Consider the following 15,628-nt stretch of genomic DNA (forward strand, 5'->3'; position numbering starts at 1 on the left):
CAAAGTTCAGCAGGAGACCTGAATCCGCGCAGGTCACAACCCGTACGCGATCTCCTCTGTAAATCCGTCGCGAAAGCTACGAAGGTTCGAACCCTTCACCCGCCACAAGCAGCAAAAAGAGCCCCTGACCTGCGGGAACGCGGTCAGGGGCTCTTTCGTGCTCGTCCCGCTCAGTCCCACGGAATCCCGTCGATTCTCACCGGCTGTGTCGTATACGTGTCGGCGAGATCAACTACTCGCCGGACCGCTCACCTGGCCCCCACTGCTGTGCGAGCGCGGCCTCGATGCGCAGACGCGCCGCCGCTTCCTGTCCGTAGATGCACTTCGCGTACACCCGCATCAGGACGTTGACGCTGTGCCCCGCCCACTCGGCCACCTGCGGAGCGGACACCCCCGCGTTCAGCCAGAGCGACACGGCAGCGTGGCGGAGGTGATACGGCACCTTGGCCAGCGGCGAGCGCTGCTCGACGGTCGTCAGGACTGCCTGACGCACCCTCCGCCAGACGGATGTATAGGTGTTGTTCGGGATGGGCTGGCCGGCCGTGGGCACATACCGGCCGCCCGGCCCGCGCCTGGTGACGAAAAGCCGACCGTTTGGCGCGACGCCATACGTCTCGACGTGCGCGTCGAGTAGCGCCACCAACTCGGGGCAGACCGGCACCGATCGTGTGGCCTTGGCCGACCGATGCTTAAGTCCTCGCTCCTCCTGGGTCGAGTCAGCATCACCCCAGTCCTTCCCGACAGTGACGGTGGCTCCGGTGAGATGCAGCCAGCCCCAGGCGCCAGCCAGCCTCGGCCGCTCGTACTCCTCATTGGCGAGGTGCAGCGCCTCTTCGGGCCGAAGCGCGGCGTAGTACATCGATCCGAAGAACGCCTCCAACTCGGGGGCGATCTCGCGGACCGCGCCGAGCAGGCGTCGTGCCTGTGGTGGGTTGACGACAACGCGACGGTCGATTTCCTCCGCGACCGCCGGAGCGGTCCAGCTCACGTCACTCATCGGGTGACTGGCCAGGTGCTTGAGTTCGACTCCGTACTTCAACGCACCCGAGAACACAGCGCGCTTGCGCGCGACGGTGGCGGGGGCGGCGGGTGTCTTCTGGTCTGCCTTCAGCTTCAGCAGGTCGAGCGCGCTGCGGACAACGACGGCGTCGGCGAGCGCGTCGAGCTTCACCGTGTAGGCGGCGAGCCACCGCACCGCGTCAGCGAGGCCGCTAGCCGCGGTCTCTAGGTGCAATCTTCAAGTCGCCGTGCGGGCGGAAGCAGGTCAATCGACCAATTTGCCTCGCCCACGCGCGATCGCGCTCTAACCTGTCCGCTGATTCCCCACGGCTCACGGGCATTACGGGCAAGCGGTCCCAGTGCCATCATTTCGCGTTTGACTTTGTTAGATGGCGTTGGCATCGCGGGATTCGCGGTGACGAAGGCCCGACTTGACAGTGCACAGATCCGCGCGATGTCGTCCGATGACGGCCGCTTCGGGTTGCCCGCCCGATATGGCGCCAACAATGCAATAGGATCATCGACTAATAGACGGTCCCATACGTCCGGATGATGAGCGTTTGGCGATCCATGATGCGGCACCTTGAACACATCAGCTTTAGCGGCAGGTGCAAACGTCGCCAGAATGGCGTGCCAGCCAGTTCCCGCCGGCTCCTTAGTCATGTCGGCCCCCAGCAACATTTGCTTGCCTAGCGCCTCGATCCATAGCACGACCGAAAACTCGTTCTCATCGATTTCGTTCGAGCGTCTTGCCTTGCCAACAGTGGGGACGATGCTGCCCAATGCCTCTCGTGATCGCATCACCGAAAGGTCGGATGGCGACAGTGAACGGATCAGAACCTCGGTCTGGCCACTACCGGCGAATCGCTCAAGTATTACCCTGCCTTCCAGACCATGTACTAATTGAATCGCTCCAGTCACAACACCTCGATCTCTTGCGATGTCGAAGACTCGGTCGTACTCACGTCGAACTCGATTGTCAGGAGGCGATTTTCGGTCAGCCTCGATGAGGCTTAACATCTCTTTACTGGTCGCCGCGGCCGAGCAAACGAACTTCGCTCGCTCGCAAGACTCATACACGCTGGAAATCCCTGCAACATGATCGTCGTGGGCATGCGAGGCAATCACGTACTTTACGCTTGAGTAGTCAACGCCAATATTAGATAGGTAATCCAAAGCTGGCTGGGTATCAGTTACTTGGTCGACACACGAATCAACGATCAGCCACTCATTGGAGCCGAAATGAACGAGTACACACTCACCTTTACCTGGCCCGAAGATCGATACTTCGACGACGTCATCACCAGGCTTATCGGTCAAAGAATTGCTCAAGCCCTCTCAGCCTCTCCTCGGCCGCTTCGTTGATCTTCGCAACTTCCACGTCGGTCCACCGGCCCGGCAAACTTGGCGTCAAGGTCGATGTTTGAGTCTTACGTCCCCCAGAGCCAACCACGGTTCGGACCGTCAAATAGACCAAATCGCCTGGACGGACCTCGTCCTCGTTGGGTGAGAGCAGGTCGAGCGCAAAGTCAGCCTGGAGTTTTGGGCCTTGATGATCAAGAGGTGAAAGCTCGACTGTCACGATCGAATCCTCAAGCTGAAGAATCCGACCGTGCCATTTCTGCATTCCCACAACGAGTTCGCGGGCCGCATCGCCGCGGGCGGGCGCGAAGGTCGACGGAATTTCCGACAACGGTTCCTCGGCGCTCGTTAAGTCGTCGACGTCTTTCACAGCGGCCCGCCGACGCCTCCGAAGGGTGGTCTCACGAAAGGAGGCGCTAGAAAGCCAGGATGCTTCCTGCAGCTGGTCAGAGGATGTCGATGCAAGCGCTGCTCTCGAACTTGCCTGGGCCGCGATCGTAGACATTGTCACACCTTACCCATCGCCCCAACATGATCAATGATTTCGTCAGCGCGCCGCATCGACTCGGTCCACTCCTCCATCAGAATGGTAATTGCACGCTGAGTCTTGGCGGCGTTCGCGGTTCGATCGTCTTCTTCGGGATCGCTGCGGATCGGTACCTCATCTCGCGATGTTGGTTGGCGCTCGACCGCCGTCAGATCGAAATGATCGTTTACCGCAACGTATACGCCATTCTTGACCTTTTGGGATGGCTCGACCTGAACCTGGATTCTCCCGCCATAAAGGTCTGGGCGAACGCCCCAGGTCGTGAGGTTCCGCATACCAGGCAGCAGTAGGGTCCCGGCCCAGATCTCGTTGTTGGCAAGTTGATCACCGACCCTATTGTATTGCCCTGCATCCCCCATTTGGAGATGTACGACCCTGTTTATTCCCATTTGCTGGCACTGTAGCTCGGTCAGCGAACGGAGGAGTCCGGCCACTAAGTCACGCAAGCGTTCAAAGTCTGCGGGGTCTGCTACGACGACGGTGAGGCGATCAGACTGAACATCACATTGAAACCAGTCCGTGCGAAACACTGAGACCTCGCCAGGTACAGCAGCTTGAACCACCGAACCCAGGGCATCGGCTTGGCTGATGAGCCCCGCCTCGTATAACCACTTCGGATGGATACGCGTCGGCTTGAAGTCGCCAACGACCACGACGGTCGCGGCCGCACCGATCCAAGGAATTGACATCAGTGATCCTCTCGCAACGTGACGTGCCAATGTTCGCACGTCAGCGGTGTCGCAGTGAAGGGCTCGCCCGACCAGGAGGCCAACACGCCGGTCGCGCTCGGCCCTGCGACAAGTCTGCCCGGAATGACACCTGACGAGGGACGACAGTTCGGGCGTCATCAAGTGCCGGTCGCCAGACGACTCGGTATGGGGAGAAACCTGGGAGAAGATCTTGCAACGCCAAGCCCGGGTGACCACCACAGACCAACCTCGCCCGAGACCCTGACCAGCGCTGACATGGATTTGCCGAGGTGACCTAGAGCGCTGAACCTAATTCGGGACAAAGAGCGCTTCGGTTCACGGGATCTCTGCTGTTTGACGCTGCGCCTGCTCTGCTGCTCCGCCCGGCATGCTTCGAGCCCTATCGCCATGAACATCGTGTCGATCCGCGTCAACCTCGGGCGGAAGCCGAAGTCCGTCTGGCTGTGTGGCCCACGAGAACATGGCGGGCGTGTTGTATGGCCGCACAGCCGAGAGGTCAACCGTACCTCCAACAAACCTCGCGCCGAAGAATCCGACCTTGCCACCATCGAAGATCGCGCGCATGAACCCGACCCTGCCGCCGGCGAAGCTCGCATTGCTGAACTCGACCTCGCCGCCGCAGAACTTCGCCAAGGGGAACCCGACGAGGCTTCCAGAGAACGTCGCAGCATTGAACCGGACCCGCGCACCGGAAAACGTCGCAGCATTGAACCCGACTCTGCCTTCGGAGAAGCTCGCGCCATCGAAGTCGACCACGCCACCGGAGAACGTCGCGCGGGAGAACCCGACCACGCCTTCGGAGAACGTCGCGCCACTGAACCGGACCCTCGCACCGGAAAACGTCGCACTGCCGAACCGGACGTTGCCACCAGTGAAGGTTGCGCGGCTAAAGTCCACGATGCCGCCAGCGAATACAGCGTGCGAGAAGTCGCCGCCATCGAAGACTGCGCCGGTGAAGTCCATGCTGCGCCCCTGCCACGTTGAAGCCATCCGCTCCTGATCGCCCCGATGATCACGTAGGTGATCTCGGATCACGGTGATTATCGACAACCTGACCTCTCGTTCGCCCTCCTTCCACCTGGTTCTCGCTGCTGCCTGAGCCTGGAAATCCGGTTGATAAGGCATCCGCAAGTAGGCACAGAGCACGTCGATACATGTCTGACGCCCGGAAGGCCAGTCGTCTGCCAAACCGGCCATCGCGTAGATACCTGCGAGGCGGACTGCCGCGGACTCCATGTCCCAGTTGAGCACTGGCTGACGCAAAGCGCTCATTGAAGTGCTTGGTGTCGTCACGTTTGGCGGCCTCAATCGCCCGTAGGTCGGCACCCTCAGCCCATCGATGCGCGTCCTCAGAAATTCGTTGTTTCCGGTATGCAACGACGAGGGCGACCACGCCTCCCAGGCCCCCGGTGATGATCAGCGATATCTGCACTAGGCGAAGCTGGTCCTCAGTCGTCAGCCGAGATTGATTCGGGGTCGACGAGCCTGATGGCATTGCGTTGGCCGGTGTTGGACTGCTGCCGATGGCAGGTGCCCCCAGACCCAACCACAAGATCCATCCAGACAAGATCAGGACAAGCAGCGCCGCCGTAATGACCAGCGTCAGGGCTAGTGGGAACTTGACCAGATCCGATGGCCGATCATGGCGCGATGCCCTAAGCCATTGAGGCAGTCTCACTCCAACGTTCTAACCATCCACGGGTATGCGTGGTACCCCTGATCGGGTCGCCCGTCGGTCTTGTTGCCGACATTGGGCGCCATCTGCGTTCGGCTGCGGCACGTCCCGTACCGTTCGCGCGGTTTGCTGCGGTCTCGACTATGTCGCATGCGTGTCGGCGGACCCGCTCCTGAGATGTTTCACCAGGTTATAGCCATGCAGTTGTCGGTCTGTAAATCCGTCGCGAAAGCTACGAAGGTTCGAACCCTTCACCCGCCACAAGCAAAGATCAAGGCCCTGAACCAGTACGCCTGGTTCAGGGCCTTGATCGTTTTACGCCCTGCGGTGTCCGGCTGAGTCCGGCCATGTACGGCTTCTCTGGGGAACTACGCCTGCGCCATCTCATGCCTAGGACGGTTGCGGCTCGTCAGTGCCGTGGTCTCTCGTCCGTCGGCGCTCCTGGCGAATGATCACAACCACCCTGACTGCGAAATACGTCGCGAATGTCAGCACGATAGACAGCGCAACGCCTGGCGAATCAGACCCTTCCGGATGGAAGGCAAAATCCACTGCTACGAATATGAAGCCCGCCAATGCGACCATCGGTCCGAGAAGGCGTAGGAGCAGCCTAATTGTGGACGACCCTCTGGCCGGCTGTCGTCCCGGCGACTTCGACTCGGGATGTGCCATGTCACCTCATCCCGATCATCCGCACCGTCGCTTCCATCTGCCGTGCCGTACTGAGCGATCATGCCGCCAACATGGAGCGTGAACGCTCCGCGATCGCCGGCCACTCGGAGGCGATGACGCTGTAGAAGACGCTGTCGCGGTAGTAGCCGTTGCTCAAGATTCGGTGGAACGCCATACACCCTCGCGTGTCGCTCCAACGCGCTCCAACGCGCTCCATCGACCGGATCGACCGGAGATTCCGAACGTCAGCTTTGATCGCAACGCGGTTCGAGCCGTCGATGGTCCGCGATGTTGTTCATCGAGGTAGGTCCGCGACCGGTTCGGGTGGGCGGGCACACCGTCGAAGGCAGCGGACCGCCCGGACGGCCGATGTACTCGCGCACTACGGGCTGTGAGATAGACGCTTATGATCTGGGAGATGCTTCTGGCAACGCTGTTGTCGATCGTGGCCGGCTATGCCGTGAATGTGACGTCGCCATGGGTAGGCGCGCAACTCGCGCGCATTATCAAACCACTCCGTGGTCGGAAAGAGAGACGCGCCGCAGTTAAAGATCGCCTGTACGACTACCTGCGGAAGCATGAGGCGCAATACGTCGCCTACATAGTCCGCCAAAGCGCGTATGCGATTGGCTTCGGCGTTTTGTTCATCGGATCGTTTGTGGGTGCGTCGGTGGTCCTGTGGTCCGGAGAGTTCGATCTGGAGGACCGGGTACAGGAGGTGGCGCAGACGGTGCTCATGGCCATCTTCGCCGCGCTGAGTTTCAGTCACCTGCGAATGGTCCGGCAGGCCATCGTGGCGTTCAGCCAGAACGGCGAAGATGACCCAGGAGCAGACGTCTTGGCTCTGTTCGACGCCAATTTCTAGATCAACTCCACGCCGGATCAGCGCTCAGGCACGCGGGCGGATCGATCAGGGCGCGCGGGAAACGATCAGGGCGCTGCGGACACGACACGCCGGTCGATCACGACCAATAGTTCATGATCGCGCGGAAAGCAGGGGGGCGTCGCGCTGAAAGCAGGGGGGCGTCGCGCGGAAAGCAGGGGGGCGTCGCGCGGAAAGCAGGGGGGCGTCGCGCGGAAAGCAGGGGGCGTCGCGCGGAAAGCAGGAGGGGCGAGGAAAAGTGCGGCCCCGCCCGGGGAGGGCGAGGCCGCACAGCGAAAGAGGTTGGGGTCAGCGGGCGTACTGGATGGGGCCGGAGTTGGCCGCCATCAGTTCGAGCCGGCGGACGCGCTCTTCCATCGGCGGGTGCGTCGAGAAGAGGTTGGCGATGCCGCCGCCCTTGAACGGGTTGTCGATCATCAGGTGTGCGGTGCTCGTCAGCCGGTTGTCCGCCGGGAGCGGCAGCTGCTGCGTACCCATGTGGATCTTGCGCAGTGCCGAGGCGAGCGCGAGCGGGTCGTTGGTGAGCGAGGCGCCTGACTGGTCGGCCTGGAACTCGCGGCTCCGGCTGACGGCCAGTTGGATGACCGACGCGGCCAGCGGGCCGAGGATCAGCATCATGAGGAAGACCGCCGGGTTGGGGCCGTCTTCGTCGTCGCCGCCCATCGGGATGAACCAGGCGAGGTTGGCCAGCATGGTGATGATGCCCGCGAGGGCGCCCGCCACGCTGGAGATCAGGATGTCGCGGTTGTAGACGTGCGACAGTTCGTGGCCGATCACGCCGCGCAGCTCCCGGTAGTCCAGGATGCGCGTGATGCCCTCGGTCACGCAGACCGCGGCGTTCTGCGGGTTGCGGCCGGTGGCGAAGGCGTTGGGCTGCGAGGTGGGGCTGACGTACAGCCGCGGCATCGGCTTGCCCGCCTGCTGCGAGAGCTCGCGGACCATCTGGTAGAGCGCCGGGAACTCTTGTTCGGTGACCGGCTGTGCGCCCATCGACCGCAGCGCGAGCTTGTCGGAGAAGAAGTAGCTGACGCCGTTCATGACCAGGGAGAGGACGACGGCGATGACGAGACCCGTGCTGCCGCCCAGCCAATACCCGACCGCGAGGATCATCGCGGTCAGGAGGCCGAGCAGCGCGGCCGTCTTGAGCCCGTTGTGGCTGTGCACGATCACTCCTGTTCGATACAGCCGGGTGACGACCGCGGTGGTCGCCTCCCTTGCCAGGTGTCAACTGGCGGCCTGGGCAACATCATCCCTCTCGGCGCTGAGAATCGCCTGTGAGACCGCCATGCCAATGCGGGGTTAACCACATCTTTCCCCTAAGTGTGGACAATACGGGCCGACCCCGGAGACTTGACGGATGTCCACCTCCCGCGCTTTCGCCTCGGCTCTGCCGTCTTCGGGTTCGCCGCGCACCTGGTGGGCCATGTTGAAGGACAGCTGGCCGGTGATCCGGCCGATCGCCGTCCAGATCCTCTTGGCGGCGATCGGCTCCACCGTGCTGGCTTTTCTCCTCGGCCACCAAGGGTTCCCGGTCTTCGCCCCACTCTTCGCCGTCGCCACCATGGAGCTGATCTGTGCCCGGCATCACCGCCGAGCGGTCGAGATGCTCTTCGGCGTCGCGGTCGGAGCACTGCTCACCGCGGTCGTCGGACCGAGCTGGAGTACCCCGCACGTGCTGATCGATGCGGCGGTAGGCATGGCCACCGCGCTCGGGGTTGCCTGGTTCACCACGCCCCGATCCCCGGTCACCCTCGTCAACCAGGCGATCGACCCGCTGCTCACCAGCCTCACGACCAACCTCCGGGCCGTCTCCACCGCACTGCGGCAGCACGATCCGGCCACCGCCGGCGCCGCGGTCTACGCGCTCGTGGAGACCGACGTCTGGCTGCGCCGGCTGGAGGAGGCCCTCCTACAGGTACGCCGTTCAGCCCTGATCCTGCGCTGGTCGACCGGCCAGGACCTCACCACGCACACCGGCATGGCCACCGAGATCGGGTACGCCGTACGCCACATCCGCAGTCTCGCTCAGCACGCCTGGTGGGGCGTTCTACGGGCGGGCGAGCCGGTGCCCGTCGCGTTGCCGCAGGCGCTGGACGCGCTGGCGGACGGGATCGGCGTACTCCGGGAGCAGTTGGAGCGCCAGGGGTGCCCGCGCGACGCCCGGCCGCTGCTCATCTCGGCCGCCCAATGGGTGGCGATGATGCGGGAGGAGAAGCTCAGCCTGGGCGCCGCCGGGGTGGCGGCCAGCGCCGACGCCGCCGTGCTGCACCTGCTCGTCGCGTCGGGCGTACCGGCCGAGGAGGCGGACGTGCTCCAGCATCGGCGTACGCCGGTCGCCACCTGAGGGATCAGGCCTGCGGGACGGCTGGGACCGGAGTCTCCGCACCGAGGACCTGGCGGGCGAGGATGGTCCCGCCCGCCACCGCCGCGGGCATCACGAAGACCGCGCCGAGCGGGATCAGGAAGCAGAGGAAGACGCAGGCGCCGAAGCCGACCGCGATCCACCGGTGCCCGCGGAGTTTCGCGACGCGGTCCCGGAAGGTCAGGCCCCGCCGGGAGAAGGCGACGCCGACGAGTTCGACCGCGAGGAACCAGCCGCCGACCAGCGCGCCGATCACCGGGATGACGGTCTGGCCGACGATCGGGATGAACCCGGCTAGGAACAGCGGGATGCCGAAGAGCGTGGAGATGAGCATCAGCCGCAGCGAGTCCCGCAGCCCGCGGGACAACTCCTGCCAGAAGGTCCGGTCGACCTCGTCCGGTACGCCGCCGAGCGAGACCTCGACCTGCTCGGCGATCTTCTCGTAGAACGGGTCGCCGATGAGCAGCGTGATCGCCGTGAACGAGACGACCCAGAGCAGCATCGCGACTCCGACGAGCCCGACTCCGGCCGCGATCCGGGTCGCCGTACGCCAGCCGGTGGACCAGTCGTCGGCGAACCACGTGACGGTGGCGCTCAGGTCGTCCACGAAGTACAGCAGCAGTCCGAAGAGGAACGCGAACAGGAGCAGGGTGATCAGGGCCGGAATGATGCCCAGCACGACCAGCCCCGGATTGCGTCCGTAGATCCTCAGGCCGCGGCCGAAGATGCGTACGCCCTCGAACAACTGCGCCATCATGGACGCGCAGCTTAGCGGAGGACGGCTACCCCAGGCGTACGCGAACCCGACGGTTCGCCTTGCCCTTGCTCTCCACCTTCACGACCTGCACCTTGCCGACCGCCGAGGTCGAGGCGACGTGCGTACCGCCGTCGGCCTGGACGTCGAGACCCACGATGTCGACGATCCGGATCTCCGCCTCGTCCGCCGGAATGAGGTTGGACTGCGTCCGGATGATGTCGGGCAGGGCGAGCGCCTCGTCACGGGCGAGCACCTTGGTGACGACCTTCCGGTCGGCCACGATCTCGGCGTTGACCAGCTCTTCCAGCCGCGCCTTGAACTCGGCGGGCACCTCGGGGAGGTTGAAGTCCATCCGCGCCTCGCCGGGCTCCATGTTGCCGCCCGTCACCAACGCGCCGAAGTCGCGGAACACCACGCCGCACAGGATGTGCAGGCCGGAGTGCGTGCGCATGAGCAGCGACCGCCGCTCGTCCTCGACCGCGCCGACGACCTGCGTGCCGACCGGCGGGATCGGGTCGCCCTCGACCGGAATCAGGTAGAGGTCGTCGCCCTTGCGCGTCCCGGCGATCCGGGTCTGCACGCCCTGCCACAGCAGCACGCCGTGGTCCGGCGGCTGGCCGCCGCCGCCCGGGTAGAACGCCGACCGGTCCAGCACGATGCCGGTCTCGGGGTCCGCGGCCACCACGGTGCACTCCCACTCACGCAGGGTGGGGTCCAGCAGGTCCAAGCGGTCGGTACGCCCATGGCGCGTCACACCCATGCGGGCGAGCGTACTCCCGAGCCGGTCCGGTCAGGCGCTGGCTCAGGCGGTGCCGCTCAGTCGTTCAGGAACGACGAGATGCGGTCACGCAGCTCGGCGCGTTCGGTCCAGAGCAGGGCCGGGCGCTGATAGATCTGCACCTGCGCGTTGGGCAGCGCTTCGGCCAGTTCCTCGGCCACGCCGACCGGGTGCAGCTCGTCGCCGAGGCAGCCGATCACCAAGGCCGGCACTCGCACCTTGGCCAGCGCTGTGAGGTCGAGGATCGCGGACTGCTCGGCGAAGGCGGCGACGCCCGGTGCGAGCCCGTCACGGAGCAGCGCATCGAGCCGCTGCCGCACGTACGCCCAGCCGGGTGCGGCGTTGCGGAACGTCTTGGGCACCTCGGCCACCAGCTGATTGGCGAGCTGGCCGATGTCGCCGCTGTCGAGCGCCTCCAGCAGCGTCGTGATGCGCTCCTGGCTGGCCGTCGAGACCCGCTGGGTCAGCACCGCCGGCAGGACGAAGACGAGCTTCTCGAACCGGTCCGGCGAGTCCACCAGCAGCCGGGTGAGGGCGCCGGCCCCGAGGCTGACGCCGAGCGCGCGCGTCGCGCCGGAGAGGTCCGCGATCGCCCGCAGGTCCCGCGTGAGGTCGGCGTACGTCCACTCGCCGGGCGGGGCGTCGGATCGGCCGTGCCCCCGGAACTGGAAGAACACCCGCCGGCCGGTGACGCCGCTGCCGTAGACGCGGGTCTCCGGGATGCCCTGGGCCAGCCCGTGCGCGAAGACGGTCACGGGGTCGCCGATGCCGGTGACGAGCCGCTCCAGCAGTACGCCGTGCGGCGTGGCGATCAGTTCGGTCGTCGCCGCGAGCGGGGCCGGGCGGGCCGACCGGGGCGCCCCGTACCGCGGCCGCACCCGCCGGGGTGTGCCGTCCGGCGGCGGCGGCCAGCGGAACTGGTTCACCAGCGACCCTCCAGGAGTTCTCGGAAGCCCGAGCGCAGCTGGAGGAGGTAGAAGCCGGTGAAGCCGAGACCGATCAGACCCAGCATGAACAGCGAGCCCAGGACGCCGAAGAACAGCGTGATGATCAGGGACAGGATGAGGATGACCAGCCAGCCGCCCTTGGGGATGGGCGTGCCGAGGGCGGTGAACGCGTCCGGCCGCTGCATGGCGCAGTGGATGACCGCCCAGGCCTCCAAGATGATCGCCGCGACGTTGATGATCAGGTTCAGCCAGCCCACGATGGTGTCGGCGAAATACGACGACGAAACCAGTCCCATGCCGCCAAGAGTATGCAACTGGGGTCGTCCTCGCACATCACGAGGACGACCCCAGCGCATCGGCGTTTTTCTCAGCCCTCTGGCGTGGCCTTCGGCTTGCGGGCGGTCGGCTTGGCGGCGGGCTTCGGCGCGTCGGGCGCCTCCGGGTCGGCGGTCGCCTGCGGGGCCGGGTCGACGATCTCGGAGTCGACCACGTCGGCCGCGCCGGGCTCGGTGTCGACGACGCGCTCACCCCGGGCGACGAGGTCGCCGTAGAGGGCGGTCGCCTTCTCGGCGGCCTTCTGCGCGTTCGTCATCAGAACGGTGCGGATGCGCTCGACGTCGACCTTGCCGGTCAGCTCGGCGGCCTTCTCGGTGGCCTGGGCGCGCAGCGTCGGCCCCTGCTCACGCAGCTGCCCGGCCTTGCTACGCAGCTGCTCGGCCAGCGCCGGAATCTTCTTCAGCTGCTCGACGGCCAGGTCGCCGATGCCGGCAGCGGCGTACACGGCGTTGGAGTGCTTCTGGTCGGTGGTGCTCACTGGTATTCCTCCTCAACGGCGGCGCTCTCGGCGATGCCGGCGTCGTCACGGTCGGTGTCCCGCGCGTTCTCCCGGCGGAATGTCTCGTAGATCTGGGTCAGGGACTGCTTCTGCGCCAGGGTCAACTCGGGATCGGCCGAGATGGCCGCGACGACGCCGTGCGTGTCGTCCTTCCCGAGCAGTCCCGCCCGCAGGTACATCGCCGGAGTCGAGACACGCAGCGCGCCCGCGATGGAAGCGAGCACCTCCGCGCTCGGCTTACGCAACCCCCGCTCGATCTGGCTGATGTACGCGTTGCTGACACCGGCCTGCTCGGCGAGCTGCCGGAGCGAGATCTTGGCGTTCTCGCGCAGGTCCTTGATGAAGGAGCCGATGTCGGGCGTGTGCACTCACCCAAGGTATGCCAGGGTGTTAACTCCTGCAAGCAGAATGCTAACAAGAGTTAGCAGAGTCACCAGGTGGCCCGAACCGCCCCCACCGGCTCTCCCCCACCGAGCAGCTGAAACTCGGTCAGCTCAGAGAGTACGGGCGCTTCGACGCCCAAGCGGCGCAACGCGCTCACCACGATCGGCATGCGCGCCCGCATCCCACCGTCGTCGATCTTCACCGCGACCGCGCCGACCCCGGGGACGGCCAGCGCGTGCACGCCCTCGGCTCCGCCCTTCGACAGCAACCCCGGTACGCCCTTCATCAAGCGGTCGTCGTCCTGCCCGGTGCCGCTCACCAGTTCCGGGTACGCCCGCATCGCGTCGGCCACCGACCGCTCCGCCGAGCCCACCGGCGCCTCCACCAGCGCGAGGAACGCCCGCGCGAGCCCGGTCAGCGAGATCGCGAGCACCGGCGCGCCGCAGCCGTCGACCCCGGTCGCGGCCACCGGCTCGCCCGCGAACGACTCGACCGCGTCCCGCAGCCGCTCCTGCAACGGGTGCTCGGGATCGAGGTACCCCTCGGTCGCCCAGCCCGCCGCGAGGCAGGTGAGCAGCATCCCCGTGTGCTTGCCCGAACAGTTCATGTAGACGCGCTCGGCCCGGCCGCCCGCGCGCAGCACCTCGGCCCGCGCGGCCTCGTCCAGGGGAAGATCCGGCGGGCAGCGCAGCGCCGACTCGTCGACCCCGGCGGAGCGCAGCAGTGCGCGTACCCGTGAGATGTGAAAGTCCTGGCCGAAGTGACTCGCGGCGGCGAGAGCGAGATCAGCCGGGTCGGTGAGCCGCAGCCCCGCGCGGAGCATGCCCACCGCCTGCATGGGCTTGTTCGACGAGCGCGGGAAGATCGGCGCCTCGACGTCGCCCGCGGACGCGACCCGCGTGCCCGTGGCGTCGAGGACGACCACCGAACCACGGTGCAGCCCCTCGACGAACCCCGACCGGACGACTTCGGCGAGCAGCTCGCCACCCTGATAGGTCTTGCCCATACTGGCAGGGTAGAGGGCATGGAATTCCGCGATGTCGTCGCCCGGCGGCGAATGGTGCGCAACTACGACCCCGATCGCCCGGTGCCACCGGAGATCGTCGATGAACTCCTTCAGCACGCGATCCACGCCCCGAGCGCGGGCTTCTCGCAAGGCTGGGCGTTCCTCGTCCTCGACACCCCGGCCTCGGTGGCCGAGTTCTGGGCCGCGACCACGCCGCCGGCCGCTGGACCACCGGACAACTGGCTGCGCGGCATGCGGTCGGCGCCGGTGATCATCGTGCCGCTGTCCTGCAAAGACGCTTACCTGGACCGGTACGCCGAGCCGGACAAGGGCTGGACCGATCGCGACGAGTCCCGCTGGCCGGTCCCCTACTGGCACATCGACGCCGGGATGGCCTCACTGATGATGCTGCTCACCGCGGTCGACAATGGACTCGGCGCGTGCTTCTTCGGCATCCCACCCGCCCGGGTCGACGCGTTCCGGGCCGCGTTCGACGTGCCCGGCTCGTACACGCCGATCGGGGCGATCACCGTGGGCTACCGCGCACCGGACCGGCGCTCGCCTTCGCTCCGCCGCGGCCGCCGCGGCGTCGACGAGGTCGTCCACCGCACCCGCTTCACCCCGCGCTAGCGCCTTCCCCCCTTTTGAGGGCGCGATCATGAACTTTCGGTCGTGATCGACCGGCGTGTCGTGTCCGCGCGACCCTGATCATTCCCGCAGGCAGGTGATCAACAAGCGATGCGGACCGCACCGGGCCGGAGGGGGCGCGGGACGGCGAAGGGGGCGCGTGGGCAGCGCGAGGTCAGTGAGGGGTGATGCCCCAGGAGGCGGTCCACGGCTCGCCGGGCTTGAGCACGATCAGGTCCCGGCCCGAGCGCAGCGCGTCCGGCGGGCAGGTCATCGGCTCGACGGCGATCGACCGGCGGCGGCGCGGCTGGGCGGCGCTGTCCGCGGTGTACAGCTGCCACCAGCCGAACGAGGCATCAGCCCAGACGCTGGTCAGCGGCGCGTCGGGGCCGCCGAGCACAACCGCGTGCCGCCCGTCCTCGCCCCGGATGACGTCGCCGAACGCGGTGTCGAGGCGACCGGATCCGATCCGCTTGGCGGTCGTGTAGTCCCACTCCGAGCCGGCCACCTTGGCCGCGCCGATCGGCAGGCTGCGGCCGTCGACCAGCAGCCGGGACCGCGCGGGCACGGTCAGCCAGGTGTCCTCGACACTCCCGGCCGGCATCAGATACGGGTGGGTGCCCAGGCCGAACGGTGCCGGCTCCGCGGCGGTGTCGGTCGCGCCGTGCGTCACCGTCAGTCCGTCGCCGGCCAGCTCATAGCGGGTGGTCAAGCTCAAACTCCACGGGTACGCCGGACGCGCGGCCAGTTCGAGACCGAGCGTGACGTGCGACGGGCCCTGGTCGAGCAGCCGCCACGGCAGCCACCGGACGAGGCCGTGGATCGCGCTGTGCGTGGTGGGCTCCGACAGCGGCAGCTGGTAGGTGTTGCCGCCGAAGGCGTACTGGCCGTCCCGCAGCCGGTTGGGCCAGGGCGCGAGGACCTGGCCCGCACCCGCGGGGCTGATCTCGTCCTCGGCGTACCCGTCGAGGACTTCCCGGTCACCGGCCCGATAGGTACGCAGTCCCCCGCCGATCTCCACGACCGTGGCGGTCTGGTCGGCGTGACTGATCGTCCATTGTGTGCCCGACGGCGCTTGTGGCAT

At 66.2% G+C, this 15,628-nt stretch carries 16 protein-coding genes and 1 pseudogene; 3 read left to right on the forward strand and 14 right to left on the reverse strand.

The genetic code is table 11. The features are described from left to right. Positions 1 to 232: 232 nt before the first annotated feature. From HDA40_RS20790 to HDA40_RS20810, 5 genes are all read right to left on the reverse strand, one after another. Positions 233 to 1,195 carry a tyrosine-type recombinase/integrase gene (locus tag HDA40_RS20790; protein WP_253758383.1) on the reverse strand — a complete coding sequence of 321 codons (963 nt, stop codon included), beginning with the start codon at positions 1,193 to 1,195 and terminating at the stop codon, positions 233 to 235. Between the two features lie 29 nt (positions 1,196 to 1,224). Beyond that, on the reverse strand, positions 1,225 to 2,331 hold the full coding sequence (locus HDA40_RS20795) for an MBL fold metallo-hydrolase (protein WP_253758385.1): 1,107 nt from the start codon (positions 2,329 to 2,331) through the stop codon (positions 1,225 to 1,227). Beyond that, the gene (locus HDA40_RS20800; protein ID WP_253758387.1) at positions 2,309 to 2,731 is read right to left on the reverse strand and encodes a hypothetical protein; all 423 of its coding nucleotides are present in this window, start codon (positions 2,729 to 2,731) and stop codon (positions 2,309 to 2,311) included. Before HDA40_RS20800 ends, HDA40_RS20795 begins: the two co-directional genes overlap by 23 nt. A gap of 137 nt (positions 2,732 to 2,868) precedes the next feature. After that, complete coding sequence (locus HDA40_RS20805) at positions 2,869 to 3,597, reverse strand: hypothetical protein (RefSeq protein WP_253758389.1); 729 nt, start codon at positions 3,595 to 3,597, stop codon at positions 2,869 to 2,871. A 336-nt stretch (positions 3,598 to 3,933) separates the two neighbouring features. Continuing rightward, positions 3,934 to 4,869, reverse strand: a complete 936-nt coding sequence (locus HDA40_RS20810) for a pentapeptide repeat-containing protein (RefSeq protein WP_253758391.1) — start codon at positions 4,867 to 4,869, stop codon at positions 3,934 to 3,936. 1,514 nt (positions 4,870 to 6,383) lie between these two features. Between HDA40_RS20810 and HDA40_RS20815 the strand changes: the two genes are divergently transcribed. Further along, a complete protein-coding gene (locus tag HDA40_RS20815) occupies positions 6,384 to 6,830 on the forward strand; it encodes a hypothetical protein (RefSeq protein WP_253758393.1) in 447 nt (148 codons plus the stop codon). Positions 6,831 to 7,136: 306 nt separating this feature from the next. Here the strand turns inward: HDA40_RS20815 and htpX are convergent, their stop codons facing one another. Then, positions 7,137 to 8,018: a zinc metalloprotease HtpX gene (gene htpX, locus HDA40_RS20820; RefSeq protein WP_372502900.1), complete on the reverse strand. Its 882-nt coding sequence runs from the start codon at positions 8,016 to 8,018 to the stop codon at positions 7,137 to 7,139. 187 nt (positions 8,019 to 8,205) lie between these two features. On the opposite strand from htpX, the gene HDA40_RS20825 reads away from it, so the two are divergent. After that, on the forward strand, positions 8,206 to 9,192 hold the full coding sequence (locus HDA40_RS20825) for an aromatic acid exporter family protein (RefSeq protein WP_253758397.1): 987 nt from the start codon (positions 8,206 to 8,208) through the stop codon (positions 9,190 to 9,192). A 4-nt stretch (positions 9,193 to 9,196) separates the two neighbouring features. Here the strand turns inward: HDA40_RS20825 and HDA40_RS20830 are convergent, their stop codons facing one another. The 7 genes and pseudogenes from HDA40_RS20830 to HDA40_RS20860 form a co-directional block, all read right to left on the reverse strand. Continuing rightward, positions 9,197 to 9,967 carry an EI24 domain-containing protein gene (locus HDA40_RS20830; RefSeq protein WP_253758399.1) on the reverse strand — a complete coding sequence of 257 codons (771 nt, stop codon included), beginning with the start codon at positions 9,965 to 9,967 and terminating at the stop codon, positions 9,197 to 9,199. Between the two features lie 25 nt (positions 9,968 to 9,992). Continuing rightward, positions 9,993 to 10,727 (reverse strand): alanyl-tRNA editing protein, encoded by a 735-nt coding sequence (locus HDA40_RS20835; protein WP_253758401.1) that lies wholly within the window; start codon positions 10,725 to 10,727, stop codon positions 9,993 to 9,995. 56 nt (positions 10,728 to 10,783) lie between these two features. Then, a complete protein-coding gene (locus HDA40_RS20840; protein WP_253758403.1) occupies positions 10,784 to 11,671 on the reverse strand; it encodes an alpha/beta fold hydrolase in 888 nt (295 codons plus the stop codon). Further along, positions 11,668 to 11,988, reverse strand: a complete 321-nt coding sequence (locus HDA40_RS20845; protein ID WP_253758405.1) for a DUF2516 family protein — start codon at positions 11,986 to 11,988, stop codon at positions 11,668 to 11,670. Before HDA40_RS20845 ends, HDA40_RS20840 begins: the two co-directional genes overlap by 4 nt. Positions 11,989 to 12,059: 71 nt before the next feature. Then, entirely contained in the window at positions 12,060 to 12,506 is a 447-nt protein-coding gene (locus HDA40_RS20850) for a hypothetical protein (protein ID WP_253758407.1), read from the reverse strand. A 59-nt stretch (positions 12,507 to 12,565) separates the two neighbouring features. Continuing rightward, positions 12,566 to 12,895: pseudogene (locus tag HDA40_RS20855) on the reverse strand (helix-turn-helix domain-containing protein); the annotation flags it as partial. A gap of 62 nt (positions 12,896 to 12,957) precedes the next feature. Further along, entirely contained in the window at positions 12,958 to 13,917 is a 960-nt protein-coding gene (locus tag HDA40_RS20860; RefSeq protein ID WP_253758411.1) for an asparaginase, read from the reverse strand. A gap of 18 nt (positions 13,918 to 13,935) precedes the next feature. Between HDA40_RS20860 and HDA40_RS20865 the strand changes: the two genes are divergently transcribed. Further along, the gene (locus tag HDA40_RS20865; RefSeq protein ID WP_253758413.1) at positions 13,936 to 14,547 is read left to right on the forward strand and encodes a nitroreductase family protein; all 612 of its coding nucleotides are present in this window, start codon (positions 13,936 to 13,938) and stop codon (positions 14,545 to 14,547) included. Positions 14,548 to 14,719: 172 nt separating this feature from the next. On the opposite strand, the gene HDA40_RS20870 is transcribed toward HDA40_RS20865, so the two are convergent. Next, the gene (locus tag HDA40_RS20870; protein ID WP_253758415.1) at positions 14,720 to 15,628 is read right to left on the reverse strand and encodes an aldose 1-epimerase family protein; all 909 of its coding nucleotides are present in this window, start codon (positions 15,626 to 15,628) and stop codon (positions 14,720 to 14,722) included.

Origin of the sequence: Hamadaea flava (genome assembly GCF_024172085.1) — a bacterium.
In the GTDB taxonomy this organism is placed as follows: domain Bacteria; phylum Actinomycetota; class Actinomycetes; order Mycobacteriales; family Micromonosporaceae; genus Hamadaea; species Hamadaea flava.